This window comes from Nonomuraea sp. B10E15 (assembly GCF_039871615.1).
In the GTDB taxonomy this organism is placed as follows: Bacteria; Actinomycetota; Actinomycetes; order Streptosporangiales; family Streptosporangiaceae; genus Nonomuraea.
The window spans coordinates 29,643-56,014 of the sequence record NZ_JBDPMB010000014.1; the positions used below are offsets into that span (position 1 = coordinate 29,643).

Annotated in this window: 31 protein-coding genes and 1 tRNA gene; 15 read left to right on the forward strand and 17 right to left on the reverse strand. The window is 69.8% G+C overall.

Going from position 1 to position 26,372, the window contains the following annotated elements:
• The first annotated feature begins 5 nt into the window (after positions 1–5).
• Together ABGB14_RS31820 and ABGB14_RS31825 are read left to right on the forward strand one after the other, a co-directional pair.
• A complete protein-coding gene (locus ABGB14_RS31820) occupies positions 6–845 on the forward strand; it encodes an amino acid ABC transporter permease (protein ID WP_347647528.1) in 840 nt (279 codons plus the stop codon).
• Positions 842–1,585 (forward strand): amino acid ABC transporter ATP-binding protein, encoded by a 744-nt coding sequence (locus tag ABGB14_RS31825; protein WP_347647529.1) that lies wholly within the window; start codon positions 842–844, stop codon positions 1,583–1,585. The genes ABGB14_RS31820 and ABGB14_RS31825 overlap by 4 nt, the downstream gene beginning before the upstream one ends.
• Here ABGB14_RS31825 and ABGB14_RS31830 read toward each other — a convergent pair.
• Positions 1,582–3,054, reverse strand: a complete 1,473-nt coding sequence (locus ABGB14_RS31830; protein WP_347647530.1) for an amino acid permease — start codon at positions 3,052–3,054, stop codon at positions 1,582–1,584. The two genes, ABGB14_RS31825 and ABGB14_RS31830, sit on opposite strands and share 4 nt — an antisense overlap.
• Before the next feature lie 61 nt (positions 3,055–3,115).
• Entirely contained in the window at positions 3,116–4,417 is a 1,302-nt protein-coding gene (locus ABGB14_RS31835; RefSeq protein ID WP_347647531.1) for an MATE family efflux transporter, read from the reverse strand.
• Positions 4,418–4,698: 281 nt separating this feature from the next.
• On the opposite strand from ABGB14_RS31835, the gene dnaB reads away from it, so the two are divergent.
• Entirely contained in the window at positions 4,699–6,057 is a 1,359-nt protein-coding gene (gene dnaB, locus ABGB14_RS31840) for a replicative DNA helicase (protein ID WP_347647532.1), read from the forward strand.
• Positions 6,058–6,093: 36 nt separating this feature from the next.
• Here dnaB and ABGB14_RS31845 read toward each other — a convergent pair whose 3' ends face one another.
• The 3 genes from ABGB14_RS31845 to ABGB14_RS31855 form a co-directional block, all read right to left on the reverse strand.
• Entirely contained in the window at positions 6,094–7,266 is a 1,173-nt protein-coding gene (locus ABGB14_RS31845; protein WP_347647533.1) for a GDSL-type esterase/lipase family protein, read from the reverse strand.
• A gap of 49 nt (positions 7,267–7,315) precedes the next feature.
• Positions 7,316–7,885, reverse strand: coding sequence for a TetR/AcrR family transcriptional regulator (locus ABGB14_RS31850; RefSeq protein WP_347647534.1), 570 nt, complete (start codon positions 7,883–7,885; stop codon positions 7,316–7,318).
• A 78-nt stretch (positions 7,886–7,963) separates the two neighbouring features.
• Entirely contained in the window at positions 7,964–8,737 is a 774-nt protein-coding gene (locus ABGB14_RS31855; protein ID WP_347647535.1) for an oxidoreductase, read from the reverse strand.
• 75 nt (positions 8,738–8,812) lie between these two features.
• Here ABGB14_RS31855 and ABGB14_RS31860 point away from each other — a divergent pair, with 75 nt between their 5' ends.
• Both ABGB14_RS31860 and ABGB14_RS31865 read left to right on the forward strand, forming a co-directional pair.
• Complete coding sequence (locus ABGB14_RS31860) at positions 8,813–9,424, forward strand: helix-turn-helix domain-containing protein (protein ID WP_347647536.1); 612 nt, start codon at positions 8,813–8,815, stop codon at positions 9,422–9,424.
• 110 nt (positions 9,425–9,534) lie between these two features.
• The gene (locus ABGB14_RS31865; protein ID WP_347647537.1) at positions 9,535–9,987 is read left to right on the forward strand and encodes a universal stress protein; all 453 of its coding nucleotides are present in this window, start codon (positions 9,535–9,537) and stop codon (positions 9,985–9,987) included.
• On the opposite strand, the gene soxR is transcribed toward ABGB14_RS31865, so the two are convergent.
• Together soxR and ABGB14_RS31875 are read right to left on the reverse strand one after the other, a co-directional pair.
• Complete coding sequence (soxR, locus tag ABGB14_RS31870) at positions 9,956–10,480, reverse strand: redox-sensitive transcriptional activator SoxR (protein ID WP_347647538.1); 525 nt, start codon at positions 10,478–10,480, stop codon at positions 9,956–9,958. The two genes, ABGB14_RS31865 and soxR, sit on opposite strands and share 32 nt — an antisense overlap.
• 9 nt (positions 10,481–10,489) lie before the next feature.
• Positions 10,490–10,921, reverse strand: coding sequence for an Lrp/AsnC family transcriptional regulator (locus ABGB14_RS31875; protein WP_347647539.1), 432 nt, complete (start codon positions 10,919–10,921; stop codon positions 10,490–10,492).
• 56 nt (positions 10,922–10,977) lie between these two features.
• Between ABGB14_RS31875 and ABGB14_RS31880 the strand changes: the two genes are divergently transcribed.
• Positions 10,978–11,892 carry an SMP-30/gluconolactonase/LRE family protein gene (locus ABGB14_RS31880; RefSeq protein ID WP_347647540.1) on the forward strand — a complete coding sequence of 305 codons (915 nt, stop codon included), beginning with the start codon at positions 10,978–10,980 and terminating at the stop codon, positions 11,890–11,892.
• Between the two features lie 2 nt (positions 11,893–11,894).
• Here ABGB14_RS31880 and ABGB14_RS31885 read toward each other — a convergent pair whose 3' ends face one another.
• Together ABGB14_RS31885 and ABGB14_RS31890 are read right to left on the reverse strand one after the other, a co-directional pair.
• A complete protein-coding gene (locus ABGB14_RS31885) occupies positions 11,895–12,617 on the reverse strand; it encodes an ABC transporter permease (protein WP_347647712.1) in 723 nt (240 codons plus the stop codon).
• Between the two features lie 5 nt (positions 12,618–12,622).
• Entirely contained in the window at positions 12,623–13,528 is a 906-nt protein-coding gene (locus ABGB14_RS31890; RefSeq protein ID WP_347647541.1) for an ABC transporter ATP-binding protein, read from the reverse strand.
• A gap of 108 nt (positions 13,529–13,636) precedes the next feature.
• Here ABGB14_RS31890 and ABGB14_RS31895 point away from each other — a divergent pair, with 108 nt between their 5' ends.
• From ABGB14_RS31895 to dnaN, 3 genes are all read left to right on the forward strand, one after another.
• Positions 13,637–15,064: a histidine kinase gene (locus ABGB14_RS31895; protein ID WP_347647542.1), complete on the forward strand. Its 1,428-nt coding sequence runs from the start codon at positions 13,637–13,639 to the stop codon at positions 15,062–15,064.
• Entirely contained in the window at positions 15,064–15,717 is a 654-nt protein-coding gene (locus ABGB14_RS31900; protein ID WP_347647543.1) for a response regulator transcription factor, read from the forward strand. The genes ABGB14_RS31895 and ABGB14_RS31900 overlap by 1 nt, the downstream gene beginning before the upstream one ends.
• Positions 15,718–15,802: 85 nt before the next feature.
• Positions 15,803–16,900, forward strand: a complete 1,098-nt coding sequence (gene dnaN / locus ABGB14_RS31905) for a DNA polymerase III subunit beta (RefSeq protein WP_347647544.1) — start codon at positions 15,803–15,805, stop codon at positions 16,898–16,900.
• Positions 16,901–16,914: 14 nt separating this feature from the next.
• Here the strand turns inward: dnaN and ABGB14_RS31910 are convergent, their stop codons facing one another.
• From ABGB14_RS31910 to upp, 5 genes are all read right to left on the reverse strand, one after another.
• Entirely contained in the window at positions 16,915–17,595 is a 681-nt protein-coding gene (locus ABGB14_RS31910; RefSeq protein ID WP_347647545.1) for a FadR/GntR family transcriptional regulator, read from the reverse strand.
• A gap of 99 nt (positions 17,596–17,694) precedes the next feature.
• The gene (locus ABGB14_RS31915) at positions 17,695–19,038 is read right to left on the reverse strand and encodes a helix-turn-helix transcriptional regulator (protein WP_347647546.1); all 1,344 of its coding nucleotides are present in this window, start codon (positions 19,036–19,038) and stop codon (positions 17,695–17,697) included.
• Between the two features lie 96 nt (positions 19,039–19,134).
• Positions 19,135–19,668, reverse strand: coding sequence for a PH domain-containing protein (locus ABGB14_RS31920; protein WP_347647547.1), 534 nt, complete (start codon positions 19,666–19,668; stop codon positions 19,135–19,137).
• Between the two features lie 251 nt (positions 19,669–19,919).
• The gene (locus ABGB14_RS31925) at positions 19,920–20,117 is read right to left on the reverse strand and encodes a hypothetical protein (protein ID WP_347647713.1); all 198 of its coding nucleotides are present in this window, start codon (positions 20,115–20,117) and stop codon (positions 19,920–19,922) included.
• 192 nt (positions 20,118–20,309) lie between these two features.
• Positions 20,310–20,948 (reverse strand): uracil phosphoribosyltransferase, encoded by a 639-nt coding sequence (gene upp, locus ABGB14_RS31930; protein WP_347622978.1) that lies wholly within the window; start codon positions 20,946–20,948, stop codon positions 20,310–20,312.
• Between the two features lie 172 nt (positions 20,949–21,120).
• Here upp and ABGB14_RS31935 point away from each other — a divergent pair, with 172 nt between their 5' ends.
• The 4 genes from ABGB14_RS31935 to ABGB14_RS31950 all read left to right on the forward strand — a co-directional run bounded on the left by ABGB14_RS31935 (position 21,121) and on the right by ABGB14_RS31950 (position 22,676).
• On the forward strand, positions 21,121–21,630 hold the full coding sequence (locus ABGB14_RS31935) for a tRNA adenosine deaminase-associated protein (protein WP_347622979.1): 510 nt from the start codon (positions 21,121–21,123) through the stop codon (positions 21,628–21,630).
• 17 nt (positions 21,631–21,647) lie between these two features.
• A complete protein-coding gene (locus ABGB14_RS31940) occupies positions 21,648–22,124 on the forward strand; it encodes a tRNA adenosine deaminase-associated protein (protein ID WP_347647548.1) in 477 nt (158 codons plus the stop codon).
• A complete protein-coding gene (tadA, locus tag ABGB14_RS31945; protein WP_347622981.1) occupies positions 22,121–22,576 on the forward strand; it encodes a tRNA adenosine(34) deaminase TadA in 456 nt (151 codons plus the stop codon). The genes ABGB14_RS31940 and tadA overlap by 4 nt, the downstream gene beginning before the upstream one ends.
• A 10-nt stretch (positions 22,577–22,586) precedes the next feature.
• Positions 22,587–22,676 (forward strand) — tRNA-Ser (locus ABGB14_RS31950).
• A gap of 68 nt (positions 22,677–22,744) precedes the next feature.
• Here ABGB14_RS31950 and ABGB14_RS31955 read toward each other — a convergent pair.
• Together ABGB14_RS31955 and ABGB14_RS31960 are read right to left on the reverse strand one after the other, a co-directional pair.
• Complete coding sequence (locus ABGB14_RS31955) at positions 22,745–23,041, reverse strand: type II toxin-antitoxin system VapB family antitoxin (RefSeq protein WP_347647549.1); 297 nt, start codon at positions 23,039–23,041, stop codon at positions 22,745–22,747.
• 133 nt (positions 23,042–23,174) lie between these two features.
• Entirely contained in the window at positions 23,175–24,134 is a 960-nt protein-coding gene (locus tag ABGB14_RS31960; RefSeq protein ID WP_347647550.1) for a neutral zinc metallopeptidase, read from the reverse strand.
• A gap of 94 nt (positions 24,135–24,228) precedes the next feature.
• Between ABGB14_RS31960 and ABGB14_RS31965 the strand changes: the two genes are divergently transcribed.
• Both ABGB14_RS31965 and ABGB14_RS31970 read left to right on the forward strand, forming a co-directional pair.
• Positions 24,229–24,870, forward strand: coding sequence for a LysE family translocator (locus ABGB14_RS31965; protein ID WP_347647551.1), 642 nt, complete (start codon positions 24,229–24,231; stop codon positions 24,868–24,870).
• 68 nt (positions 24,871–24,938) lie between these two features.
• On the forward strand, positions 24,939–25,913 hold the full coding sequence (locus tag ABGB14_RS31970) for an aminoglycoside phosphotransferase family protein (RefSeq protein WP_347647552.1): 975 nt from the start codon (positions 24,939–24,941) through the stop codon (positions 25,911–25,913).
• 14 nt (positions 25,914–25,927) lie between these two features.
• On the opposite strand, the gene ABGB14_RS31975 is transcribed toward ABGB14_RS31970, so the two are convergent.
• Positions 25,928–26,350 carry a hypothetical protein gene (locus tag ABGB14_RS31975; RefSeq protein WP_347647553.1) on the reverse strand — a complete coding sequence of 141 codons (423 nt, stop codon included), beginning with the start codon at positions 26,348–26,350 and terminating at the stop codon, positions 25,928–25,930.
• Positions 26,351–26,372 lie beyond the last annotated feature (22 nt).

A 26,372-nucleotide genomic window follows, 5' to 3' on the forward strand; every position in this document is an offset into this window, starting at 1 on the left:
CCTCGGTGAGCGAGTGGGTCAAGTCGGAGCGGCAGGCCGAGCGCGAGCGGATGCGCAGGTCGCGCAGTCGCCGCACGGCCTCCATCGCGACGGCTTCGACGGTCGTCTTCGTCGTCATGGTCGTGTGGATCGTGACGAGCTCGCCGGGCTGGCCGCGGGTGCGGGAGACGTTCTTCGACTTCGGCGAGTTCCGCGAGGCGCTGCCCGACGTGCTGAGCGGGTTCCTGCTCAACATCAAGATCTTTCTGATCGCCGAGCCGCTGATCCTGATCGTGGGGCTGCTGGTGGCGCTGGCCAGAGGCATCAGGACGCCCGCGTTCTTCCCGATCCGGGCGCTGGCCACGCTCTACACCGACATCTTCCGCGGCGTGCCGACGATTCTGGTGATCTATCTGGTGGGGTTCGGGCTGCCCGCCCTCAACCTGCAGGGCATTCCCACCGACCTGGCCACGCTGGGCATCATCGCGCTGACCCTCTCCTACGGCGCGTACGTGGCGGAGGTGTTCCGCTCGGGCATCGAGTCGATCCATCCCAGCCAGGTGGCCGCGGCCCGCTCGCTCGGGCTGAGCCATGTCAGGACCATGCGGTTCGTGGTGCTGCCGCAGGCGACGCGCAGGGTGGTGCCGCCGCTGCTGAACGACTTCGTCTCGCTGCAGAAGGACACGGCGCTGGTGGCCACCATCGGGCCGCTGGAGGCACTGCGGCAGGCGCAGATCCACGCGGCCAGCACGTTCAACTACACGCCCTACCTCGCCGCCGCGCTGCTGTTCATCCTGCTCACCATCCCCATGGCGAGGTTCACCGACCATCTGGCCGCCCGTACGCGCAGGAGGCGTGGCGCATGAGCGTCCTTTCCATCGACGGGGTGTGGAAGTTCTTCGGCGGGCACGGCGTGCTGCGCGGCATCGACCTGGACGTGCGGCCGCACGAGGTGGTGAGCCTGATCGGCGCGTCGGGCTCGGGCAAGTCGACGTTGCTGCGCTGCGTCAACCTGCTGGAGACCGTGGACGACGGCACGATCCACCTCGACGGCGACGAGATCACCGACCCGCGCGCGAACGTCGACGACGTGCGCAAGCGGCTGGGCATCGTGTTCCAGGCGTTCAACCTGTTCCCGCACATGACCGTGCTCGACAACGTCACGCTGGCGCCCCGGCAGGTGCACCGGGTGGCGAAGGGGCAGGCGGAGGAGCAGGCTCATGACCTGCTGGCCAGGTTCGGGCTGGCGGACAAGGCGCGCGCCTACCCCGACCAGCTCTCCGGCGGCCAGCAGCAGCGGGTGGCCATCATCAGGGCGCTGGCCACCCAGCCGCGGCTGATGTTGCTCGACGAGGTCACCTCGGCACTCGACCCCGAGCTGGTGGTCGAGGTGCTGGGCATCATCAGGGAGCTCAAGGAGTCGGGGATGACGATGGTCCTCACCACCCACGAGATGGGCTTCTGCCGCGACATCTCGGACACGGTGTGCTTCCTCGACGGGGGCGTGCTGCTGGAGAAGGGGCCGCCTGAGCAGATCTTCACCGAGCCGGAGAACGCGCGTACCAGGGAGTTCCTGCGCAGCGTGCTCGAATCGGGACGGTTCTAGCGCCGGTGCCGCCCGCGGGGCGGCTCGACCGGGTCGCGGGGCCGGGCCAGCAGGCTGTGGCGGCGGCCGTACACGAGGTAGACCAGCAGGCCGAAGGCCATCCACAGGACGAACCACGCCCAGGTCAGCAGCCGCAGGTTGACCATGAGCCAGAGGGTGGCCACCAGGGAGAGCGCGGGCAGCAGCGGCGAGAACGGCACCTGGAATCCGCGCTCCAGGCCGGGCATGCGCCGCCGCATCACGATCACCCCCGCAGAGACGAACAGGAACGCGAACAGCGCGCCGATCACCACGAGCTCCTGCATCGTGACCACCGGCACGAACTCGGCCAGCATGATCGCCACGAACCCGATCAGCAACGTCACCCTGGTGGGTGTGTGGTAGCGGCGGCTGACGGAGGCCAGGCTCCTGGGGATCAGCCCGTCGCGGGCCATCGAGAACAGCACCCGGGTCTGCCCCACGATCAGCACCAGGATCACGGTCGTCAGGCCCAGCACCGCGCCCACGTCGATGACGTGCACCATCCAGTCGACGCCCGCCGCGCGGAACGCGCTGGACAGCGGCGCCTCCACCGAGATCCGCGTGTACGACACCATGCCCACCATGACCAGGGCGACCGCGAGGTAGATGACCGTGGTGAGCACCAGGCTGCGGATCATGCCTTTGGGCACGGCCCTGGAGGCGTTCACGGTCTCCTCGGCCGCGGTGGCGAGCACGTCGAACCCGATGTACGCGAACGCGATGGCCGAGGCCGCCGCGAAGATGCCGAACCAGCCGAACGCCTGGCTCTGCCCGACCACGATCTCCAGCACGGTGGCGGGCGGGGTCGGCAGCGTCCTGGGCGGCACGTGGAACTCGCCGATGTTCGCCACGTCGACCTGGGTCAGGCCCACGACGATGACCGCCCCGACGGCCAGCAGCTTGGCCGACACCATGATCCACAGTGCCCGCAGCCCGACCCGCGCGCCGAGCGCGACGACGCCGGTGAGCACGAGCAGGATCGCGAGCACCAGCACGTCGCTCACGAGCTCCGCGTCCGGCACGCGCACGCCGAAGGCGGCGATGGCCCCGACCGTGATCGAGGCCCACGCCCTGGCCACCACGGCCACGGCGAACTGCAGCTCCAGGATCAGCGCCCAGCCGATGATCCACGCCCAGACCTCGCCGAAGATGACGTACGTGAAGGTGTAGGCGCTGCCGGAGGCCGGCATCGTGGAGGCCAGCTCGGCGTAGCACAGACAGGCGAGCAGGCACGCGATGCCCGCGATCATGAACGAGAGGATCACGCCGGGACCCGCCGTGGTGGCGGCCTGCCGGCCGGCGATGCTGAAGATGCCCGCGCCGATCATCACCCCGAAACCGAGCACCACGAGGTCGGCCGGGCGGTAGACCTCGGCCAGGCTGTGCCGCGCGCCTGTGCGCAGCCCGGTCGCCTCGGAAGGCGGCAGTCGTCGCAGAATCGTGGACACCGAACACCCCTCAGGGAGCCCACCATGTCTCACCTTGTGGGCGGCGGCAAGCACGAGCAGATCACGCCCCGGTCACCAGCCAGGCAGTGCCGGCGGCCCGGCGTACCAGGGTGATCAGGCGTGCGAACATCCACACCCCGAGCGCGCACCAGAGAGCGACCACGCCGACACCGGCGGCGAGGAGGGCGGCAGGCAGGTAGGCCAGCGTCGTCCACACCCCCGCCCACGCGAGGTAACGCTGGTCGCCCGCGCCGATCAGCACGCCGTCCAGCACGAACACCACCCCGCACACCGGCTGGAACAGCGCCACCGGCCACAACACGGCCAGCAGCAGCGCGGTGACCGCGGGGTCGGCGTCGAACAGCCCGGGCAGCAGCGGCCGCGCCGCGATGACGAGCACGCCGAGCACGATGCCCGACCAGATGCCCCACTGGACCATGCGCCTGGTCGCGGCCCTGGTGGCGGCGACGTCGCCCGCGCCGAGCGAGCGCCCCGTGATGGCCTGCCCGGCGATGGCGATGGCGTCGAGGGCGAAGGCGAGCAGCGTCCACACCTGGGTGGCGATGGCGAACGCGGCCAGCTCGGCCTGGCCCATCCTGGTGGCGACCATGGTGGCCACGAGCAGCACGACTCGCAGGCATGCCGTACGGATGAGCAGCGCGAACCCGGCCGTGCCCGCCTGCCTGAGCCCTTCGAGCCGGGGCGTCAGCGCCGTACCGAGCCGCCGCGCGCCCCTGACCACCACGACGAGGTAGACGGCCGCGCCGAGCGTCTGCGCGAGCACGGTGCCCCAGGCCGACCCGGCGATGCCCCACCCGAGCCCCAGCACGAACCACGCGTTGAGTGCCGCGTTCAGCGCGAACGAGCCCACGGCCACCACCAGCGGCGTGACCGTGTCCTGCAGGCCGCGCAGCACGCCCGTGCCCGCCAGCACGACCAGCATCCCGGGCGCGCCGAGCAGGCTGATCCGCAGGTACGTCACCGCCTCCGCGCTCTGCTCCGGAGCCGCCCCGAACACCTCCACGATGGCCGGTGCGAGCGGCCAGCACACGGCGATCAGCGCGACGCCGATGCCCAGCGCCAGCCAGATCCCGTCCACGCCGTTGCGCATGGCCCGGTCGTGGTTGCCGGCGCCCGTCTGCCGGGCCACGGAGGCCGTGGTGCCGTAGGCGAGGAAGACGCACAGGTTGACCAGCGTGGTGAGGACCGCGCCCGCCACGCCCAGCGCGCCCACCGCGGTGGTGCCCAGGCCGTGTCCCACGATGGCGTAGTCGGCCAGCAGGAACAGCGGCTCGGCGACCAGCGCGCCGAACGCGGGCACAGCCAGTCGCAGAATCTCCCGGTCTCTGGAGGTAATGGGCACTAGTCCATTATGAGCCTTACACGGCATGTCGGGGAAACTTTCTTCCCTCCACAGCCGGTGGACGGTCTTTTCCCAGCTCAGGACGGTCGCTGCGGAAACCCGAAAGAGTTATCCCCAGCCCCGTCCACAGGCCTTTCACAGGCTGGGGGCGATAGTGCACAGCTTGACCACAAGGTTGTCCACAGGCCACGTTGCCGACTGACCGCGACTCCGCGAAACTGTCAGACCGGTCGACTACAAGTGGGGGTGGTGCGACCGCCTGCGAGGTTCGAGGGGGCGCGGTGAGCATTGACGAAGAGACCGGTGGCGCAGGTCCAGGCTTCGAGCGCACCCCGCCGCACAACATCGACGCGGAGCAGTCGGTGCTCGGCGGCATGCTCCTGTCGAAGGACGCCATCGCCGACGTCGTGGAGATCCTGCGTTCCGACGACTTCTACCGCCCCGCCCACCAGATGGTCTACGACGTCATCACCGACCTCTACGGCCGGGGCGAGCCCGCCGACGCGGTCACCGTCTTCGACGAGCTGCAGAAGCGCGGTGAGATGGCCAGGGTCGGCGGCGCCGCCTACCTCCACACGCTCACGGCCGTCGTCCCCACCGCCGCCAACGCCGGCTACTACGCCAAGATCGTCCGGGAGCAGGCCATCCTCCGCCGCCTCATCGAGGCCGGCACCCGCATCGTCTCCTACGGCTACGGCGGCCAGAACGAAGAGGTCGACGACCTCGTCGACCGCGCCCAGGCCGAGATCTACAAGGTCACCGAGCGCCGCACGTCCGAGGACTACGCACCGCTGGCCGACATCATGCCCGGCGCCCTCGACGAGCTGGAGGCCATCGGCAGCCGCGGCGGCCAGATGGTCGGCGTGCCCACCGGCTTCCAGGACCTCGACCAGCTCACCAACGGCCTCCACCCCGGCCAGATGATCGTCGTGGCCGCCCGCCCGGCCATCGGCAAATCCACGCTCGGTCTGGATTTCGCCCGGTCTGCGGCTATCAAGCATGGGATGACCACGGTCATCTTCTCGCTGGAGATGTCCCGTAACGAGATCACCATGCGCCTGCTGTCCGCCGAGGCGAGGGTCGCGCTGCACGCCATGCGCTCCGGCATGATGGGCGACGACGACTGGACCCGCCTGGCCCGCCGGATGAGCGAGGTGGCGGAGGCGCCGCTGTTCATCGACGACTCGCCCAACATGTCGATGATGGAGATCCGGGCCAAGTGCCGGCGGCTCAAGCAGCGTAACGACCTGAGATTCGTGGTCATCGACTACCTCCAGCTGATGAGCTCGCCGAAGAGGGTCGAGAGCCGCCAGAACGAAGTCTCCGAGATCTCCCGTGCCATCAAGCTGCTGGCCAAGGAGCTCGAGGTCCCCGTCATCGCGATCTCCCAGCTCAACCGAGGCCCCGAACAACGCACCGACAAACGCCCCCAAGTGAGCGATCTGCGCGAAAGTGGTTCTATCGAGCAGGATGCCGACATGGTGATCCTTTTGCATCGGGAGGACGCTTACGAGCGTGAGTCGCCCAGGGCGGGCGAGGCCGACCTGATCGTGGCCAAGCACCGTAACGGCCCCACCGCCACCGTGACGGTGGCGTTCCAGGGCCACTACAGCCGGTTCGTCGACATGGCCCAGCACTAGCGGCTCGCCAAGGGCCGCGCGGCCGGGCCGGTGCCGTCAGCCGGTCTTCGCGGCGAAAGGGCCGCCGTCGCCGAAGACCAGCCGCGCGAAGTTCTCGCCGATGCGGCGGTGCCCTGCGGGATCGGGGTGGATCGCGTCGGGCAGCGGGAATTCGGCGTAGTCGCTCTCGCCGTACAGGGCACGGCCGTCGAGGTAGTGCAGGTTCGGGTCGTCGGCCCTACGCTGGTCGACGATCCGCGCGAGCTCGTCGCGGACGACGTTCAGTGTCAGGCGCCCGGCGGCGCGCTCTGCCGGGTCGCCCGTGGCCTTGAACCGCAGGGTCACGCCGTCGTAGTCGGGCGCGAGCGGGCCGGGGGTGTCCTCCTGGACCGGGCACAGGATGGGGGAGACGACCAGCAGCGGAGTGGTCGGATGCCCCTCGCGGATGGTGTCCAGGAAGCCGTGGACCGCGGGGGTGAAGGCACGCAGCCGCATCACGTCGCCGTTGACGACATTGATGCCGAGCTTGACGCTGATCAGGTCGGCGGGGGTGTCGCGCATCGCGCGGGCGGTGAACGGGTCCAGCAGCGCGCTGCCACCGAACCCCAGGTTGACCAGTTCCGCTTCGCCTCCGGCGGCTGCCAGGGCCGGCCAGGTCGCGGTCGGGTGGGCGGCGTTCGAGCCGTGGCTGATGGAGCTGCCGTGATGCAGCCACACCCTGCGCCCGCTGTCTCGTGCCGGCTCGACAGGGGCGTCGGTGCGCAAGGCGATCAGCTCGGTGATCTCCGTGTGCGGGAGCCAGATCTCGACGTCCTTGTCACCTGCGGGCAGGCCGGTGAACCGGGCGGTGCCGGCGGGTCCCTCACGCACCTCTGCGGACTGGGTGACCATGTCGGTGATCGTGTGGACTCGGCCGCCGGCCACCGTGGCCTGGGCGGCGAGGGTTCCCTCGACCAGCAGGTCGTACACGCCGTCGGCCGGGGGCGGGAACCCCTGGTAGACCCGCTTGGTGGGCAGGGTGTCCAGTTCGATCGTGGTGGCGCGGGTGCGGAGGGCCAACCGTACGCCGGAGGGCTGCGCCTCGGCCATGGCCAGCCGGTCGTCGGGGATCTGCCGGCGCGCCCGGGCGGGCAGCCGGTGCGGCAGCAGGCCGTGCGCGGTCGTCTCCACGTCGAGGAAACCGCGCAGCAGGTCCGCGGTGACGGGCGTGGTGATCCAATCGGTGATCATTATCTCTGCCGTTCTTCGAAGCGTTCATCCGCCGTCGCGACGGTGCGGGTCAGGACGTGGCCCGGTCGCGGAGCAGGGCGTCGAGGGAGTCCAGGATCCAGGCCCAGGACTCCTGCGTGCCGACGGGAGTGTGGCTGAAGCCTCCGGCCGTCTCCAGGCTGACGTAGCCGTGGAAGACGCTGCCCAGCATCCGGACCGCGTGCGTCTGGTCCGGCTCGGTCAGGTCGTAGCCGCGCAGGATCGCCCGCGTCATCTGCGAGTGCCGTACGCCGGCGCTGGCGGCCGCCGTCTCGGGGTCGAGCCGGAGCCGGGCGGCGGCGTAGCGGCCGGGGTGTTCGCGTGCGTAGTCACGGTAGGCGTCCGCGAATGCGGCCAGGGCGTCCTTGCCGGCACGCCCGGCCAGGGCGGCGGCCACTCGGTCGGCGAGTTCTTCCAGGGCGAACAGGGCGATCCTGGTCTTGAGCTCCTGGGAGTTCTTGACGTGCGAGTAGAGGCTCGCGACCTTGACGTCGAACCGCCGGGCGAGCTCAGAAACGGTCACCTGGTCGAAGCCGACCTCGTCGGCCAGTTCCGCTCCTGCCCGGGTCAGCCGTTCGGGGGTCAGCCCTGCTCTCACCATAAGCTTCCTCCTGTCTGCCGACAACTATAAGGCATTTGCCTAATAGCTTTAGGCAAATGCCGACCCGGAGGCGGGCGGTCACACCGCCGGGATGATTCCTCCGTCCACCCGGAACTGGGCGCCGGTGAGCCACTTCGCCCGGGGGGAGGCGAGGAAGGCGATCATCTCCGCGACGTCCTCGGGCTCGCCCGGCCGCCCCATCGGCACGTCGAGGTGGTCGACGATCCGCTGCTTGAGCTCCTCCAGGCCGGTGCCCTGCCTGTCGGCGATCCGCTGGAGGTGCTCCGTCGCGCCCTCCGTGGTGACGAAACCGGGCAGGACACACACCACGCGTACGCCATGCTTGCCCACGTCGATGGCGAGTTCGCGGCTGTAGGCGTTGAGCGCCGCCTTGGCCGCCGCGTACGAGGCGTCGGACGGTTGCGGCAGGCGGCTCGCGATCGACGAGACGTGCACGACCACCCCTGAGCCCCGCTCCACCATCCCCGGCACCAGGGCCCGGTCGAGACGGACGGCGCTGAGCAGGTTCATGTCGAGGTCGGAGCGCCATGCCTCGTCGGAACGCTCCAACGTCGGTATCGCTCCGGTCGTCGCGCCCGCGTTGTTGACCAGCACGTCGACGCCGCCGACGGTGTCGATCACCCTCTGGGCGAGTTCCGCCACGCCCTGCGCGCTCGCGAGGTCCGCGCGGATGAAGATGCCGGGAGACCCCTCCGGGGGCACGCTTCGCGAGGCGGTCAGCACGTTCGCTCCGGCTTCGGCGAAGCGGCGGGCGGTGGCCGCCCCCAGGCCGCGGCTCGCGCCGGTGACCAGCACGCGCAGGCCCCTGAGGCCTTCTTCTGGCACTGTCATGACTCCTGCTCCTTCGATAAAGTGAACCGGACTCCGGAAACTATACTGAACCCGACTCACCTTATGGAGGGACTGTTGTCATCGTCACGGTCACTGCGTGCCGACGCCCAGCGGAACCGGGCCGCTCTGCTCGCCGCGGCACGTGCCGCCTTCATCGCCGGCGAGGACGGTGCTCACGTCGAGGACATCGCCCGTCGGGCGGGCGTCGCCGTCGGCACGCTCTACCGCCACTTCGAGACGCGCGAAGCCCTCGTCGAGGAGGTCTACCGGCAGGAGGTCGCCGAACTCTGCGCGGCGCCGCCGAGACTCCTGGAGCAGCACGCCCCTGGCGAGGCCCTGCGGCGATTCCTGCTCCTGCTGGTGGAGCACGCCGCGATCGGCAAGGGAATGGGCGCCGCGCTGGCGAGCATCATGGCGACGGACTCCCCGGTCTTCGACGACGCGCGCTCACAGATGGCCGCCAGTCTCGACCGCCTGCTCGCCGCCGGATCTGCGGCAGGCGCGATCCGTACCGACACCAACGGCAAGACTCTCCTGCGCGCCATGGGCGGCGTCTGCAACCTGCGCGCCACGGAGGGCTGGCGTGAGAACGCCACCCGGATCACCGCGCTCCTCTTCGACGGCCTTCGCTACCCCGCCGACATCGCGGCACGCGATGGCGGGGACGCCGATCCCGTCCGCCCGTGACGGTGTGACCAAGCAGACAGCGGGCCCCGGAATGGCGCCCGATCGCTTCGGTGCTTCACCGGTGGAGCTTCGGTGCTCTGCTGAAAGAGCGAAGCGAAGGGAAGAACGCCATGACCATCCTTGTCGCCTACGACGGCTCGGCCGACTCGCGCGCCGCCATCGAGTTCGCGGCCAAGCACCTGACCGCCCAGCCCACCGTCGTGGTCACGGTGTGGGAGCCGCTGCTCGTTCAGATCAAGAGACATCCGCTGGCCGCGGCGGCGTTCGACGCGGGTGCCGAGGACGCGGCCCACGCGCAGGCCGAGCAGCACGCCAAGGCGGGGGCCGAGCTGGCGATCGCGGGAGGGATGGCCGACGTCACCTATCGGGCGGTGGCCGACAACGAGTCGATCTGGAAGAAGATCGTGGACGTGGCGGACGAGATCGACGCCTCCCTCGTCGTCATCGGCTCGCGCGGCCTGGCGGGGGTCAGATCGGTGCTGCTCGGCAGCGTCTCCAACCATGTGCTGCACCACGCGGGCCGGCCCACGCTCATCGTCCCCCCGCGGAAGGAGCCGTCGTAGCGGCACCTGTGTCACAGCAACCCGTCTGAGGCGGGCACAGCCGGGTGTCGATGCGCCGCGCGCCCGGCCCTTCGTCGCCCAGCCGATCGTACGGGTTGGCCACCGGGCACCGGTCCAGCGACAGGCAGCCGCACCCGATGCACTCGGTGAGGTCGTCGCGCAGCCGCTGCAGCTGCTCGATGCGGTCGTCGAGCTCGCCGCGCCAGGCGGCCGACAGCCTGGCCCAGTCGTCGCGGGTGGGGGTGCGCTCGTCGGGCAGCCGGCTGAGGGCGTCCTTGATGGTCTTCAGGGGGATGCCGATGCGCTGCGCCAGCCTGATGAAGGCGACCCTGCGCAGGCTGTCGCGGGTGTAGCGGCGCTGGTTTCCGGACGTACGGCGGCTCGTGATGAGGCCCTTGGACTCGTAGAAGTGCAGGGCGGAGACGGCGACGCCACTGCGCTCGGCGAGCTGGCCCACGGTGAGCTCTCGTGTGTTCCAGGCGACCTTCGTCATACCTGGAGTTTACTTGAGGGTCCGTTCGAAGAGGGTCTGCAGGACGACGACCGTCTGCGTGCCCGTCACCCCGTCCACCTGGAAGACCTGGCGCAGCAGGTCCTGCAGTTCCTTGGGCCCGCTCGTACGCACCTTGAGCAGCACCGACGCGGGCCCGGCGATGACGTGCGCCTCCTCGATCTCCGGGATCGCGGCCAGCCTGTCCCCGCTGTCGCCCATCCACGTGTTGCCGTCGACCAGCACGTACGCGGTCACCGTGCGCCCGAGCGCCTCCTGGTCGACCTCGATCGTCGTGCGCCTGATGACGCCGCGCTCGCGCAGCTTGCGCACGCGTTCGTGCGCGGCGCCGCTGGACAGCCCCACCGCCTTGCCGAGCATCGCGTACGACCGCGTCGCGTCGTCCTGGAGCAGGCCGATCAGCATTCTGTCGATATCGTCCACGGCAGGATGATATATCGTAGTTCGTCGGAAGATCCGAACTACGTATGGTGGATGACATGACGGACACGATCCCCACTGAGTTCGAGGTGCTCGACGAGCGGTTCGCCGCCATCGGAGGAGACGACAGGGTCGAACGCCTCCACACCGGCACCCGCTGGGCGGAGGGCCCGGTCTACTTCCCGGCCGGCCGGTTCCTCGTCTGGAGCGACATCCCCAACGAACGCATGCTCCGCTGGGACGAGACGACCGGCGCGGTCGGGGTCTTCCGGCAACCGTCCGGCTACTCCAACGGCAACACCCTCGACCGCGAGGGCCGGTTGATCACCTGCGAGCACGGCAACCGCCGGGTCACCCGCACCGAGCACGACGGCTCGATCACGGTGATCGCCGACCGCTGGCAGGGCAGGCGGTTCAACAGCCCCAACGACGCGGTCGTGCGCTCCGACGGCTCCGTCTGGTTCACCGACCCGCCGTACGGCATCCTCAGCGACTACGAGGGCCACGCGGCCGAGCAGGAGATCGACGGCTGCCACGTCTATCGCGCGGATCCGGCGACGGGCGAGGTCCGCATCGTGGCCGACGACTTCGTCCGGCCCAACGGCCTGGCCTTCTCGCTGGACGAGAGCCGGCTCTACGTCGCCGACACGCGGGCCAGGCACGTACGCGTGTTCGACGTGCGCGACGACGGCTCCCTCGCGGGCGGCGAGGTGTTCGCCGAGGGCACCGAGAGCGACAACTTCGACGGGATCCGCCTCGACAACACCGGCCGCGTCTGGACCGCGGCGGGCAAGGCGGTGCTCTGCTACGACCCCGACGGCACGCTGATCGGCCGCCTCAGGCTGCCCGAGTTCACCGCCAACCTGGTGTTCGGCGGGCCCAAGCGCAACCGCATGTTCATCACGGCCTCGACCTCGCTCTACTCGCTGATGAGCAACGTGACCGGCGCGCCGCCTGTCTGGGCCGCGCGCTAGCCTCACTCCCACCGGAAGAGCCGTACGGCCAGCCCACCGAAGATCACCAGTCCGGCGGCCACCACCGCGAGGTGCCCGAGCTCGGGAGACTGTCCGGCCCAGGCGTCCTTGAGCGCCTGGGCGAACGGCCCCGCCACGGAGAAGTCGCTGACGGCGCGCAGCGCGTCCGGCATGATGTCGCGCGGCACCCACATCCCGCCCAGGAACATCAGCGGGAACATCACCACGGCGCCGATGCCCGGAGCGGTCTTGCCGTTCGGCGCGAGGGCGGCGATCACCAGCCCGATGGCCAGCAGCGCGGCGCTGCCGAGCAGGAGCACGAGGACGAAGACCACCGGCTGCCCCGGCAGCGGCGAGCCGAACACCACGGCCGCGGCCGAGATGAGGATGGCCGCGGACACCACGCCGACGACCAGGTTGATCAGCAGTTGCACGCCGAGCAGCCGCACCGGATGCACGGGCGTGGTGGACATCCGCCTGAGCACGCCCCGCTCGCGGTAGGTGGTGAGCACCGCGGGCAGGATGTTGCAGGCGAGCGTGAGCAGTGCGAGCAGCGTCATCATGCTGGGCATCTGCGTGTCCATCGGCCGCTCGCCCGACGCGTTCGCCTCGGTCATGAACGGGATGCTGAGGCCGAGTACGAGCAGGAGGCCGACCGGCAGCCCGACGGTGAACAACAACGACGGCCAGTCACGCAGGTAGAGCCTGGTCTCCACGATCAGCATCTTCTTCACGTGAGCTTCCTTCCGGTGAGCGCGAGGAACGCGTCGTCGAGTGTGGCCTGCTCGATACGCAGGTCTCCGGGCACGATCTGCTGCTGGGCGAGCGCCAGGGTGACGGTGGGGGCGAGGTTGCCGGAGCCGGTCACCACGATCTGGTCGCCGCTCCTGGTGACCCCGCGCACTTCGGGCAGGGCGAGCAGCACGGCGTCGTCGACGGGCGCGGACGGCCGGAACCTCACCCGCTGCTCATCGCCCACCTGCGCGATGAGCCCCGACGGCGTGTCGGTGGCGGCGACCCTGCCGGCGTCGATGAGCGCGAGCCGGTCGCAGAGGCGTTCGGCCTCCTCCATGAAGTGGGTGACGAGCACGATCGTCACCCCGGAATCGCGTACCTGCTCGACGAGCTCCCAGGTGTCCCTGCGGGCCTGCGGGTCGAGCCCCGTCGTCAGCTCGTCGAGCACCGCCACGCGCGGCCTGCCCACCAGCGCGAGCGCGACCGACAACCGCTGACGCTGCCCGCCGGAGAGCTCCTTGAACAGGGTGTCGCGCTTGCCGCCGAGCCCGACCTGCTCGATCAGCTCGGACCAGTCCGCGGGGTCGGGGTAGTAGGAGGCGTACAGGTCCATGGCCTCCCGCACCTTGATCTTCTCCGGCAGCTCGGCGCTCTGCAGCTGCATGCCCAGCACCCGCCGCAGCTCGATCCGGTCACGCTGGGGGTCGAGCCCCGCCACCTGTACGGTGCCGCCGTCCGGCGCCCGCAGGCCCGCCACGCACTCCACCGTCGTGGTCTTTCCCGCGCCGTTCGGGCCGAGAATGCCGAAGATCTCGCCCTCCGCCACCTCGAAGGACACGTCCTCGACCGCCACGTGGTTCGGATACTGCTTGCGCAGGTTCCTGACCTCGATGATTTTCATGCCATCGACGCTAGGAAGCCGTGCTCTTCCGGGGAATCCGGGTGGATGCCCGCCAAGGGTGTACTTAGATGCAGTGACCCTGGCGCGGCGTTGCCCCAGACTGGAGGCATGCTTCGAAGCTTCGGCCGGATTCTGGTGCTCCTCGCGCTTCTTGTCCTCGAGGTGCCCGCGATCCCGCTGGCCGGGCTCATGATGTTGCTGACGTTCGGCCTGGGCATGGTCTTCCTGTTCCCGTGGCAGGTGATGATGGTCCGGCGCCTGGCGGAGCTGAACCGGCGGCTGATGCGCAGGTGGACGGACATCGAGATCGAGCCCCCGTACCTGCCGGCACCGCCGCCCCCGGTGCCGCAGGCCGACGGCATGTACCGCTCCGACCGCACCCTCTACAAGACGCCACGGATCCCGGAGTGGAACAACCGGTGGAAGTGGCTGCTGTCCGACCCGGGCTCGTGGCGGGACCTGCTCTGGCTGGTGCTCGACGTGGTGGTGAAGCCGCTGCTGGTGCCGCTGTTCATCGTGCTTCCCGCGCGCGGGCTGCGCCTCTACGCGCAGTGGAGCGAGCTGCTGCTCGGCGCGACCACCGCCAGCCGCCTGGCGGGCCAGGTGAGCCATCTCAAGCGCACCCGCAACCTGGCCAACGACTCCCAGGCGGCCGAGATGCGCAGGATCGAGCGCGACCTGCACGACGGCACGCAGGCCAGGCTTGTGGCCATCGGCATGACGCTGGGCGCCGTCGAGCAACTCGTCGACAAGGACCCCACGGCGGCCAAGGCGCTGCTGGCCAAGGCCAGGGACGCCTCCTCCGAGACGCTGACGGAGCTGCGCCAGGTCATCCGGGGCATCCACCCGCCGGTGCTGGCCGAGCGCGGGCTGGCCGACGCCATCCGCGCGCTCGCCATGGACAGCCCGATGGACGTCACCGTGGACGTCGACCTGCCCCACCGGCCCGACGCGCCGGTGGAGGCGGCGGTCTACTTCGCGGTCAGCGAGCTGCTCTCCAACGCGGCGCGGCACGGCAACGCCCGCAAGGTGCTGGTCGACGTCAGCGCCAACGGCCCTCACCTGCGCATCTCGGTCACCGACGACGGCATGGGCGGCGCCGACCCGTCGAAGGGCACCGGTCTTTCCGGCATCGAACGGCGGCTGGCCGCCTTCGACGGCGTGCTCGCCCTGTCCAGCCCGCCGGGCGGGCCCACCACCGTGACGATGGAGATGCCCCGGGTGCTGCCCGAGCACTGGGCGGGCGACCTGCACAAGATGCCGCGCTGGAAGACGGTGGCGGTCGTCATGTTGTGGGCGACGGCCTGGTGCCCGACGATGCCGCAGGGGGTCGTGGCGGGCGTCTTCAAGGCCTTGGGCGTCGAGCAGAAGACCTGGTTCCTCGCGCTGTACATGCCGGAGTTCTGGCAGTGGCCTACGATCATTGGCATGATCACGGTGGGTCTCGTCATGCACGTCCTGGCCATCCGGATCCCGGCCGCCCACAACCGCGAGCGCTTGCTCGCCGGCGAGCAAGCGGCCAAGGTGTTCTGCTGATGAAGAACCGCGTGCTCGTCGCCGAAGACCTCTACCTGCTCAGAGACGGGCTGGTCCACCTGCTCCAGGCCCACGGCTTCATGGTCGTCGCGGCCGTGGAGAGCGGGCCCGAGCTGCTCAAGGGCCTGGTGGAGCTGCGCCCCGACGTCTCGATCGTCGACGTGCGCCTGCCGCCCACGTTCACCGACGAAGGGCTGAAGGCGGCGCTGGCGGCCAGGGAGAAGGTGCCGGGCCTGCCGGTCCTCGTGCTGTCCCAGCACGTCGAGCAGCTCTACGCCCGCGAGCTGCTGGCCGACGGCTCGGGCGGGATCGGCTACCTGCTGAAGGACCGCGTCTTCAACGCCGAGCAGTTCGTCGACGCCGTACGCCGGGTCGCCGAGGGCGGCACGGCCATGGACCCCGAGGTGATCGCCAAGCTGCTGGCCAGCAACGCCAGGGACGAGCCGCTGGCCGCGCTGACGCCCCGCGAGCGCGAGGTGCTGGAGGCCATGGCCGAGGGCCGGTCCAACGCGGCCATCTCCCAGCGCCTCTACCTCAGCGAGAGCGCCGTGGCCAAGCACACGGCCTCCATCTTCGGCAAGCTCGGCCTGGCGCCGTCCGACGACGACAACCGGCGGGTGCTGGCCGTGCTCGCCTACCTCAACAGCCGTTAGCCGTAGTGACCACGGCGGCCCGCCACGAGTTGTCGGTCGTAGCGGCTATTTTCGTAGGGGCACGGCGACGAAGAGGTGGTAACAGGTGAAGATCCGGGTTAACCGCGATGTTTTGGCAGATGCGGTGGCGTGGGCCGCCCGTGTCCTGCCCAGCCGGCCTGTGGTGCCTGTCCTGTCCGGGTTGCTGCTGGAGGCGGGTGACGAGCTCACCCTGTCCGCGTTCGACTACGACGTCTCCGCGCGGGCCGCGGTCGACGCCGACGTGGCCGAGACGGGCAGCGTGCTGATCCCCGGCCGGTTGCTGGCCGAGATCAGCCGGAGCCTGCCCGCCGACGACGTCGAGATCGTCACCGAGGGCGCCGAGGCGGTGTTGACCTGCGGCAGCGCCGAGTTCGGGCTGATCACGATGCCGGTCGAGGATTTCCCGACCATGCCGGCCATGCCGCCGAGCGTCGGAGCGATCGGCGGCGGCGTGTTCGCCTCCGCCGTCGGGCAGGTCGCGCCGGCGGCCAGCCGCGACGACACGCTGCCCATGCTCACCGGCATCAGGGTCGACATCGAGGGCGAGTCGGTGGCGATGGCGGCGACCGACCGCTATCGCATCGCCGCCCGCGACTTCACCTGGCGCCCGGTCGCCTCCGACGTCGCCGTCTCCGCGATGGTGCCGGCGCGGGTGCTGGTCGAGGTGGCCAGGTCGCTGCGCGGCGGCGAGGTGTCGGTCTCGATGGGCGACGGGGTCGCCGGGTTCGAGAGCGTCGGCCGCAGCACGACCGTGCGCCTGCTCGACGAGCAGTTCATCGACTATCGCGCGAGGCTGACCGACGACTGGTCGATCAGGGCCGACGTGGCCGTGGCGCCGTTCGTCAACGCGATCAAGCGGGTGGCGCTGGTGGCCGAGCGCAACACCGCGATCCGGCTGTCGTTCAGCCAGGGCCAGGTGCTCATCCAGGCCGGTGGCGGCGACATCGGGCGCGGCACCGAGGTGGTCGAGTGCGAGCTGCGCGGCGACGACATCCAGATCGCCTTCCAGTCACAGTTCCTGCTCGACGGGCTGACCGGCATCGAGAGCGAGCTGGCGCGCATCAACATGGAGTCGCCCACCAGGCCCGCCCTCATCCAGGACGTGCCCGGCGACGCCGAGCCCGCCTTCCGCTACCTCGTCATGTCGCTGCGCCAGTCATGACTCCTGCCTGACGTTCAGGCTTCGGCTTCGGTGAGGGCGATGAGGATGTGCTCCATGCAGGCGTGCCCGGCCCGCTCGGCGGCGGAGGCGTCGCCGGCGGCGATGGCCCTGGCGATCGCGTCGTGGGGGATGTAGCTCTTGTTCAGCGACGTGCCCGCGGCCGTGATGCTGGCCCGCAGCGCCGCGGAGAAGTCCTCGTAGAGGTCGATCAGCACCAGGTTGTGCGTGGCGTGCGCGACCGCCATGTGGAAGGCCAGGTCGGCCTCCACGAAGAGATCGGGGTCGTCCAGCTCCCAGGCCCGGTCGCGCTCGGCCAGCGCCGCCTCGATGCGCTCGATGTCCTCGTCAGTGCGCCGGGTGGCGGCAAGGCGCGCCGATTCGACCTCGAGCGCGCGGCGCACCTCGAAGATCTCGAGCTGCTCGGCCTGGCGCAACCGCCGCAACATCGCGCCGGACAGCTCGCTGGTGGCCCGGACGTAGGTGCCGTCGCCCTGGCGGCATTCGAGCAGCCCGGCGTGCGTGAGCGCGCGTACGGCCTCCCGAACGGTGTTGCGACCAACACCGAGCTGCTCAGCAAGCACCGTCTCGGTAGGGATCTTGCCGTTCATCGGCCACGTCCCTGAGGTGATCTGCTCCTTGAGCTGATCGATCACCTGGTCGACGAGCGAAGCTCGCTGCGCCGTACGCAGACTCACAGTCCGCCTCCTCCGGGAAACCAATCATCCTATGAGTGAATGACTGGTAGACCCTAATTATTCCAGACTCGAAAAGCCAAATCTGGAGCTCCCGGAGGTTCAGCGAGAAACTGTGGCGTCGACCGTCACCCCCGCCATGGCGGAGCGGACTCCGGCCGACTCGAGCGCCTTGTGGTAGGCCGCGGTCTGCTGGGTCACGGATCCCATCCTGCCGTAGAGGTCGCCCAGCTCGCGCCAGCAGCGTGCGGCCTGCCGATCGGAGCCGAACACCGGCCGGTCGAGCCCGGCGAGCAGGCCCTGCGCGTCGCGCACGTGGGCCGCGGCGTCGCCGCCCAGGTCGAGCGCGACGGTGGCCAGCACGAGGTGCGCCTCGGCGGCAGTCGTGCCCAACCGGTCGTGCGACAGCCCGAGGGCCACCGTGGCGAGCTCGCCGGCGCGCGCCGGGTCGCCGGCCCGCAGCCGGACCCGCGCGTGCACCACAAGGCTCTCGCCGTGCTCGCGGACGGTGCCGGGGAAGGCGGCGAACGCCTCGGAGGCGGCCGTGACGAGCCGCTCGGCCTCGTCGATGTCCGCCGTGGGCAGCCGCGACCAGTGCATGGCGGCCCGCGCGAGCTGCAGCGCCAGCCGCGTCTCGCGCCCGGCCATGATCGCGTCGTCGGCCAGGCTGACGGCCAGCGCGGAGTCCTCGCCCGCGGCGGCGGCCGAGCTCGCCTCCCACAGCGCCCTGATCTCTCCGGAACGGTCCACAACCTGTGGGACACCGGTCGCGTCGAGCACGCTCTTGACGTAGTCGAGCTCGGGAGAGTCGTCTTCGCGCTCGCTGCGCGACTCCACCAGCGCGGTGGCCAGGTCGATGGCGACCTCACCCTGGGTGATGGACAGCCGCTCGGCCTGCCGCAGCGCGGAGACCGCGAGATCGTGGGCGCGCAGCCGGTCGCCCGCCCGCTGGTAGCAGCGGCTCAGCGAGATGGCGAGCGGCAGGTCGGCCAGCCGCTCGGGGTGGGCCGACGCCTCCCTGCGCAGGCGCTCGAAGGCCTCCACGGCCTGGCCGAGCCGGCCCTGCGCCTCCAGAGCGCGCGCCCTGCCGAAGCGGGCGTGCGCGGTCAGCATGGCGTTCTCCTCGTCGGCCGCCTTCACGATCTCCGTGAAACGGTCGGCGGCTGTGGACGGGTCGCCGTGCTGCAACTCCAGCTCGGCATGGCGCAGCCCCAGCTCGGTGTCGATCCGCTGGCGGGGCTCGATCCCGTGCAGCAGGAACTCGGTCGTGCAGCCGAGTCGCTCGGCGAGCAGCCGGGCCACGACAGGAGTCGGCGTGCGCTTGCCCGACTCTATGAGCGAGACATAACTGTCAGACAGGTCGGGTCCGGCCAGTTGGGCCTGGGACATCCGCCTGTTCAGCCGCAGTCCTCGGACGCGGTCACCGATGGTTCCCTGACTCGGCATCTCATCTCTCAAGGCGGGGAAGGGTCAACAACACGCAATGATTGCATGAAGTAGCCGAATCGGGTATCCCCGCGTGAAGAATTCCCCGCAGGGAGATTAATCGTCGCCGTCGTCCTTGCCGGGGAAAAGCATCTGGCAGACCTCGAGGTACAGGGTCTCCGGATACGGGATGTACTCGACCGTTGACAGTGCCTGGTCCTGACCTGCCGACTCCAGGATGAACTCACCGTAACCGAGCATGCGCCCAAGCAGAGATCTTTGGAAGCTCATGTCGGTGACCTTGCCCAAGGGCATCATCGCGACCTTGCGGGTGATGAGCCCGGTGGTCAGCAACATTCGTGTGGACGTCACCACAAAGTAATCGACCGACCACTCCGCCACTTTCCATACGAAACGGATCAGTAGCAGGAGCCACAGCCACCAGACGACGACGAGCGCCGTGCCACCCGCCTCGGCGCCGCCGAAGAAGCTGCTGAGCAACCCGGCGACGACGAGGCCGCCGAAGACCTCGGCGACCGGACGGAGCAGGATGGCAGGGTGCCGCCGCACCATGAGGACCTGTTGTTCGTGGGGGAGGAGGTAGCGGTTGACCGACGACGGAGCGGAGTCCCCGTGGGTCACAAGTCTCATGCGAGGCTGTTCACGAATTGGGCCAGCGAGTCGGCCGCGTTGAACACCGTGTCGAACGCTCCCCTCACCGCATCCGCGGCGTCAGCTGGTCGCGCGAACAGGTAGTACGCGACAAATGCGATACCACCGTATGTGAGGACTTTTTTGACCTGCACTGTCGCCTCCGTGCCACTTACCCACTCCACCCACCGTCTACATTACCCACCCGGGTGCCCGGGTAAAGGTAACTTGGCGGGTATGTTCGGATCTTGCTAACCACGTTCGCTGGCCACCAGAGCCAGCACGTGTAGGTGCTTACGCGCGATGCGCTCCACGAGGCTGGGATGGGCGTAGCCAGTGACCTCCAGCGCGCCGTAGTGCGCTGCTTCGACACAGCGCGTTACGGTGGTCGAGGAATGGATGCCGGCGAACTCGTCGCGCAGCAGCGCCTCTACCTCCGCGTACGGCATCGGATCGGCCTTGGTGTGATCGTTCACGAGAACACCTCGGCACCGGGCATGTCGCTCATCGTGCTCCCCCACGCGCAATGCGGAAGTTGCCTTCCTGTCTCTTCGTACCCACTCAACCACAGTATGTAACGAAGTGACGACTCCGCGTGACGGAAAAAGGACTTTTCGCGACAGTGCTTCTGCTCACACCGCTCAGACCACGCCGTAGAGCCGGTCGCCGGCGTCGCCGAGCCCCGGCACGATGTAGCCGTTGTCGTTGAGCCGTTCGTCGAGCGCGGCGGTCACCACGCGGATCGGCTTGCCGGAGCTGGCGAACACCTTGTCCATGTGGGCCAGGCCCTCGGGCGCGGCCAGCAGGCAGATGGCCGTGACGTCGACGGCTCCCCTGTCGAAGAGGAACTGCACGGCCGCCGCCAGCGTGCCGCCGGTGGCGAGCATGGGGTCGACCACGAAGCACTGGCGCCCGGACAGGTCGTCGGGCAACCGCGTGGCATAGGTCTCCGCCTGCAGCGTCGACTCGTTGCGGATCATGCCGAGGAACCCGACCTCGGCCGTCGGCAGCAGCCGGGTCATGCCGTCGAGCATGCCGAGCCCCGCGCGCAGGATGGGCACGACCAGCGGGTGCGGCTTGGCCAGCCGGACGCCATGGGCGGGGGAGACAGGCGTGTCGACCGTGACGTCGGTGACGCGCACGTCACGGGTGGCCTCGTACGCGAGCAGCGTCACCAGCTCGTCGGCGAGCCTGCGGAACGTCGGCGAGTCGGTGCGGACATCACGCAGCGCGGTCAGCTTGTGTGCCACGAGCGGATGGTCGACGACGAGGGTTTCCATAGAGGACCACGCTATCTCGTGACGGCTGGGGACGCAGATGGTGCTGCGTAGGGCCGCTCACCTCATCGGTTTTGATCACAATTTGGTCGGAGAGGCACACGGCCGGTGGCCGACTCTGGAACCATGAGGTGTTGGTGATATCTGTCGTGTCAGAGGTCGGGTGGAGATGGCGATGACAGACGAAGACGCTCTCGACTTCGCCATCGTGGTTTATCGCGAGGACGATCGCTGGGATGCCGGGCTGTTGCCCAGCACGCTCACGTCCGACTTGAAGGGGCTGATCCACGCCCTCAGGCAGCAGCCCAGTGAGAGCAGCACGATCGGCCTGGTCGCCGTGGGCGACGAGTTCTTCGTGGCGCTGCGGGTCCTGGGCGAGCGGGTCGAGGTGTTCCTGTCCGACATCGCCGCCTCGTGGGACTTCCCGCTGGCGGAGCAGGTGCTCGACTACCTCGACGTGCCCGTCCCCGACGAGGAGGAGCTCGACGAGATCCTCCAGGACGAGGAGACCGTGCTTCCCGCCGGAGATCTGTCGATCTTCGCCGATCTCGGGTTGGACGAGATGGAGCTGGGCATCCTTTCCGGCGACATTGACCTGCTGCCCGAAGACGTGTTGTCCAGCATCGCTGCCCGGCTCGGCTTCTCCGAGCCGTTCGAGCGGGCCATCGAATCGGTCTTCGGCTGACCCCCTGGAGCGCGGACATGGCGGCCAACACCTTCTCTGCGGCTTTTGTCAGGACATCTGATGGTTGGAGCGGCGCCGAGGTCGATCTGGATGACGCCGAGATCGTCGACGACTTCGGTGACGCCGTCATGGAGACGCTGGGGCTCGCGGGCGACGAGCTGGCTCTGCTCTGCGTCGAGGTGGAGGACGAGTGGTTCGCCCTCGTCCGCTACCGCGGCGACGACGAGCCGCGCGTCTTCCTGTCCGACGTGCACGCGGTCGTCTCCCACAGCCTGGGCGAGCTCTTCGCCGAGTTCGCCGGAGTGGTCCCGGAAAAGGAGGGCAACGGCCTCGGGGTGCGCCCTGCCGGCGACTTCGAGCTGCTCAGCGACCTCGGGCTGAGCTCGGAAGAGCTGCTGGAGCTGAGCGTGGAAGAGGGCATGCTGCCCGCCGACATCCTGTCGGTGATCGCCGAGCGGCTGTCGTTCGCCGACGAGCTCGACCGGTTGCGGTGACCCACGAGGAGGCCATGCGCCTGGCCCTGGCGGAGGCCGCCACGGCCGGCGACAGGGGAGAGATCCCCGTGGGAGCCGTCGTGCTCGACCAGTTCGGCGAGGTCCTGGCCGCGGCGGGCAACGACCGCGAGTCGTCCGCCGACCCGACCGCCCACGCCGAGGTGCTCGCGCTCCGCCGGGCCGCCGCCCGCCGCGGCCAGTGGCGGCTGACCGGCTGCACGCTCGTGGTGACCCTCGAGCCCTGCACGATGTGCGCGGGCGCCGCGGTGCTGGCGCGGGTCGACAGGATCGTGTACGGCGCCGTCGACGAGAAGGGCGGCGCCGTGGGCTCGCTCTGGGACGTCGTACGCGATCGCCGGCTCAACCACCGGCCCGAGGTCGTCATGGGGGTCCTGGCCGCCGAGTGCTCCGCCGTACTAAAGCGGTTCTTCGCTACTCGCAGGATCCGGTAAGCTCGTTCGCGGTGGTGTCGCCTAGTGGCCGAGGGCGCACGCCTCGAAAGCGTGTGATGGGGCAACTCATCCGTGGGTTCAAATCCCACCACCACCGCCATCCGCCCAAGGGCCTCCGAGATCTCGGGGGCCCTTTCGCGTGCCCGCGCACCGGGGCGCGGGCAGCGCTCATTCGGGCAGCTCCAGGACCCTGGCGTGCAGGATCGATCGTTGGTGGAGCGCGGCGCGCAACGCGCGGTGCAGGCCGTCCTCCAGATAGAGCTCGCCTTGCCACTGCACCACGTGCGGGAAGAGATCACCATAGAACGTGGAGTCGGCGGCGAGCAGCGAATGCAGGTCCAGCATGGCCTTCGTGGTGATCAACGAGTCGAGCCGGACCTGCCGTGGCGGGATCTGCGCCCACTCTCGGGGCGTCAAACCGTGTTCGGGATAAGGGCGTCCGTCGCCGACAAGCTTGAAGATCACCCCCCTGATTTTAGGAGAGAATCCGAATCCTCGCGTTATCCGCGGTGCGTCGGCCCAGCTGAGCACGCGCATACGAGTTTTCCCGGCCCTGTGGGAAAAGGGGTTTCCCGCGCTTCTTGATCGGCTTTTCGGCTCAGATGTCCCCGGAGAAGGTGTCGCACTGCCGGGGCCGGCCGCTCTCATATCCTCTGCTGAACCATTTCGCGCGCTGCCGTGAGGTGCCGTGCGTGAAGGCGTCGGGGTTCACCCGGCCCTGGGAGCGCCGCTGGATGCTGTCGTCGCCGACCGCCGCGGCCGCGCTGAGTGCCTGGTGGATGTCGGCCTTGGAGAAGGGTTCCTGGTAGAAGCCGGTCCTGACCGCGTTGCGCGCCCAGACGCCCGCGTAGCAGTCGGCCTGGAGTTCCAGGCGTACGGACGCGCTGCCGGCGCCGGGCAGGCCGGCGCCGCCCAGCCGTTCCATGGTGCCGAGCAGGTTCTGTACGTGGTGGCCGTACTCGTGGGCGACGACGTACGCCTGCGCGAAAGGTCCGCCTTCGGCGCCGTAGTCCCGCTGGAGGGCGTCGAAGAACGTCAGATCCAGGTAGACCTTGCGGTCGGGCGGGCAGTAGAAGGGCCCGACGGCGGAGTTCGCCGTGCCGCAACCGGTGCTGACCGTCCGGGAGAACAGCACGGTCCTGGCCGGCCGGTACACCATCTGGCCCTGCCGCCCGAACTCGTCCCGCCAGTACGACTGGATGCTGTTGACCGTGCCGACGATGCGGCAGTCCTCGGACTGGTCGGCGTCGGCGCCGGTCCGGCAGCGTTCGGCCAGGTTGCCGCTGCGGCTCGGTGAGAGGGCCGGAGGGCCGCTCGGCGCCTGCCCGTCACGCTGCTCGCCATCCTGCCGGCCGCTCTCGTCGCCCTCGAACGGCGAGGGGACGATCCCGAACAGGAGCAGCCCGGCCACCGCCAGGGCCAGCGTCAGGCAGCCGCCGCGCCGGCCGAGGGGCACCATGCAGCCGCCGGGCATGCCGCCACCGCGTGGTCGGGGGCGCGTGGCGCGTGCGTCCTCGACCTGCGACGGGTCGAGCGGCGCGTCGTCATCGAATTGCATGTCACCTCCGCAAGGGTCATCCCCAGTAGTTCGGCGAATACGCAGGGTGGCCAGCGAAGGTGTTTTTTATGGATATACCGGATAATCTACCGACATGACGGTAGGAATAATCGGGATTGCGCTGGTCTCCCTGGGCATGGTTCTCACACCCGGCCCCAACATGGTCTATTTGATCTCACGCTCGATCGCCCAAGGCCGCAGGGCCGGCCTGATCTCCCTCGCCGGAGTCGTCCTCGGCTTCACCGTCTATCTGGCGGCGACGTGCCTCGGGTTGACGGCCTTCTTCGCGTACGTGCCGGCCGCGTACACCGCGCTCAAGCTGGCCGGCGCCGCCTACCTGCTCTGGCTGGCCTGGAACGCCGTCAAGCCCGGCGGCACGTCGGCCTTCCAGCCGCGCGACCTCCCGGCGGAGCGGCCGGCCAGGCTGTTCGGCATGGGCCTGCTGACGTGCCTGCTCAACCCCAAGATCGCCATCCTGTACCTGTCGCTGCTCCCGCAGTTCATCGACCCGTCGATGGGCCACGTGCTGCTGCAGAGCCTCGCGCTGGGCTCCGCGCAGATCGTGGTCGCCACCACGGTCAACGGCCTGATCGCGGTCTCGGCGGGGGCGCTGGCCGCGTTCCTGGCCGGCCGCCCGGCCTGGCTGCGCGTGCAGCGCTACATCATGGGCAGCCTGCTCGGCGGCTTCGCCGTACTCATGGCGACCGACCGCTCCAAGGCGCTCGCCCCCGCCTGAGCCACGCGGTCGCGGAGCGCGGGAAAAGGATGAGACCTCGGAGCGGCGGTCTGTCAGCATGCACACTCATGGACGACTTCGAGCCGACCCGCGCGACCCTGGCCGCCATCGCCGCCCGGCACGGGAGCCCTGCCGAGACCGTGCGCCCGACGCACTCCGGCGTGGCCAACCGGGCCTACCTGCTCGGCGACGACCTGGTGTTGCGGATCCCGCGCACCGAGCGGTTCCTGGCCGATCTCGCGAAGGAGGCGGCGGTCATCCCCGCCGCCCGGCGCCTCGGCGTACGGACTCCCGACGTGGTGACCTTCGACGACACCTGCACCGAGGTGGACGTGCCCTACATGGTCCTTGAGCGGGTGCGGGGAGCCGACCTCGAGCGGCTCGACCTGCCCGCGGACCGGGCGGAGCAGGTCTACCGGCAGGTGGGCCGGGAACTCGCCAGGCTGCACCGGCTGCCCGCAGACGCCGGCCTGTCCGCCGTCCCCCGGGACGGGAGCCCCGGGGATCCGCGGGTGCTCGTGGACCGGCTCCGCGCCGACGGCTGGATCGACGCCGACGCCGCCCGCTGGCTCACCGGGTGGTTCGACGCGCTCAGCCCGTACGTTCCCGCCGAACCGCCCATGGTGCTGGTGCACGGCGACATCGCCCCGCAGAACCTGCTCGCCGCGGAACGAGGGGCCGTACTGACCGGCATCGTGGACTGGGGCGACGCGCAGTGGGCCGACCCGGCGATCGAGTTCGCCAAGACACCGCTGGGCGCCGTGCCCGCCATGCTCGACGGATACTCCCAGGAGGCCGGCGAGGGCACCTCGGTGCGCTCCTGGGAGGGGCGGGTGTTGTGGGTCCACCTCGTCTGGGCCCTCGGCCGCCTGGCGGATCCCGTACCGAAGCCAGGAGAGCGCCACTGGACCGCGCCGCCGGCCAGCCGGCTCCTGGGCCTTCTGCGCTTCTTCGCGTCCGATCCGCCGTCGCCCTGGGCGGATCTCGTCCGGGCGGCGCCCCCGGCTCCGCGAAGCGCGTCCGGGGAGGCGGGCCTGGGCTGAGCGTTCGGGGGAGTTCAGCGGCCCGGCCGGAGCAGGCGGCCGGCCTCTCTCACGCGATGGGCCAGCCTGTGCCGGTTACCCCAGAGGTGCACGCCCGCGGTGACCAGAAAGGCCACGGTCGCCGTGCTGTGCCACGGCCTGGCGGCCGGTACGCCGCTCCACTGCACGAGCCCGGTGACGGTCAGCGCGATGCCTGCGGCCAGCAGCAGGCCGTCCCGTATCCCGACGCGCCGCATCGTCCCCCGCAGCCCTCGCCGTGACAGCAGCCGGCGGGCCGTACGCTTGATCCAGCCACGCTGGTCGACCAGGTGCAGGCCGACCGCCGAGGCCACCGCCAGCCCGATCACGCTGTGGATGCTCAGGCCGCCGGGCAGGACGCCGATCAGGAACAGGTCGGCGAGCACCAGCACGAGCATCGCCGGATAGATCCAGGACATCCTGGACCGTGCCGGTTTTGGG

Excerpts from the sequence above, each read along its gene's own strand:
- ABGB14_RS31825 (WP_347647529.1), top strand. The coding sequence starts at position 842 with ATGAGCGTCCTTTCCATCGACGGGGTGTGGAAGTTCTTCGGCGGGCAC.
- ABGB14_RS31845 (WP_347647533.1), bottom strand. The coding sequence starts at position 7,266 with ATGATCACCGATTGGATCACCACGCCCGTCACCGCGGACCTGCTGCGC.
- ABGB14_RS31850 (WP_347647534.1), bottom strand. The coding sequence starts at position 7,885 with ATGGTGAGAGCAGGGCTGACCCCCGAACGGCTGACCCGGGCAGGAGCG.
- ABGB14_RS31855 (WP_347647535.1), bottom strand. The coding sequence starts at position 8,737 with ATGACAGTGCCAGAAGAAGGCCTCAGGGGCCTGCGCGTGCTGGTCACC.
- ABGB14_RS31865 (WP_347647537.1), top strand. The coding sequence starts at position 9,535 with ATGACCATCCTTGTCGCCTACGACGGCTCGGCCGACTCGCGCGCCGCC.
- soxR (WP_347647538.1), bottom strand. The coding sequence starts at position 10,480 with ATGACGAAGGTCGCCTGGAACACACGAGAGCTCACCGTGGGCCAGCTC.
- ABGB14_RS31880 (WP_347647540.1), top strand. The coding sequence starts at position 10,978 with ATGACGGACACGATCCCCACTGAGTTCGAGGTGCTCGACGAGCGGTTC.
- ABGB14_RS31885 (WP_347647712.1), bottom strand. The coding sequence starts at position 12,617 with ATGCTGATCGTGGAGACCAGGCTCTACCTGCGTGACTGGCCGTCGTTG.
- ABGB14_RS31890 (WP_347647541.1), bottom strand. The coding sequence starts at position 13,528 with ATGAAAATCATCGAGGTCAGGAACCTGCGCAAGCAGTATCCGAACCAC.
- ABGB14_RS31895 (WP_347647542.1), top strand. The coding sequence starts at position 13,637 with ATGCTTCGAAGCTTCGGCCGGATTCTGGTGCTCCTCGCGCTTCTTGTC.
- ABGB14_RS31900 (WP_347647543.1), top strand. The coding sequence starts at position 15,064 with ATGAAGAACCGCGTGCTCGTCGCCGAAGACCTCTACCTGCTCAGAGAC.
- ABGB14_RS31915 (WP_347647546.1), bottom strand. The coding sequence starts at position 19,038 with ATGCCGAGTCAGGGAACCATCGGTGACCGCGTCCGAGGACTGCGGCTG.
- ABGB14_RS31920 (WP_347647547.1), bottom strand. The coding sequence starts at position 19,668 with ATGAGACTTGTGACCCACGGGGACTCCGCTCCGTCGTCGGTCAACCGC.
- ABGB14_RS31925 (WP_347647713.1), bottom strand. The coding sequence starts at position 20,117 with ATGCCGTACGCGGAGGTAGAGGCGCTGCTGCGCGACGAGTTCGCCGGC.
- upp (WP_347622978.1), bottom strand. The coding sequence starts at position 20,948 with ATGGAAACCCTCGTCGTCGACCATCCGCTCGTGGCACACAAGCTGACC.
- ABGB14_RS31935 (WP_347622979.1), top strand. The coding sequence starts at position 21,121 with ATGACAGACGAAGACGCTCTCGACTTCGCCATCGTGGTTTATCGCGAG.
- ABGB14_RS31940 (WP_347647548.1), top strand. The coding sequence starts at position 21,648 with ATGGCGGCCAACACCTTCTCTGCGGCTTTTGTCAGGACATCTGATGGT.
- ABGB14_RS31960 (WP_347647550.1), bottom strand. The coding sequence starts at position 24,134 with ATGCAATTCGATGACGACGCGCCGCTCGACCCGTCGCAGGTCGAGGAC.
- ABGB14_RS31965 (WP_347647551.1), top strand. The coding sequence starts at position 24,229 with ATGACGGTAGGAATAATCGGGATTGCGCTGGTCTCCCTGGGCATGGTT.
- ABGB14_RS31970 (WP_347647552.1), top strand. The coding sequence starts at position 24,939 with ATGGACGACTTCGAGCCGACCCGCGCGACCCTGGCCGCCATCGCCGCC.
- ABGB14_RS31975 (WP_347647553.1), bottom strand. The coding sequence starts at position 26,350 with ATGTCCTGGATCTATCCGGCGATGCTCGTGCTGGTGCTCGCCGACCTG.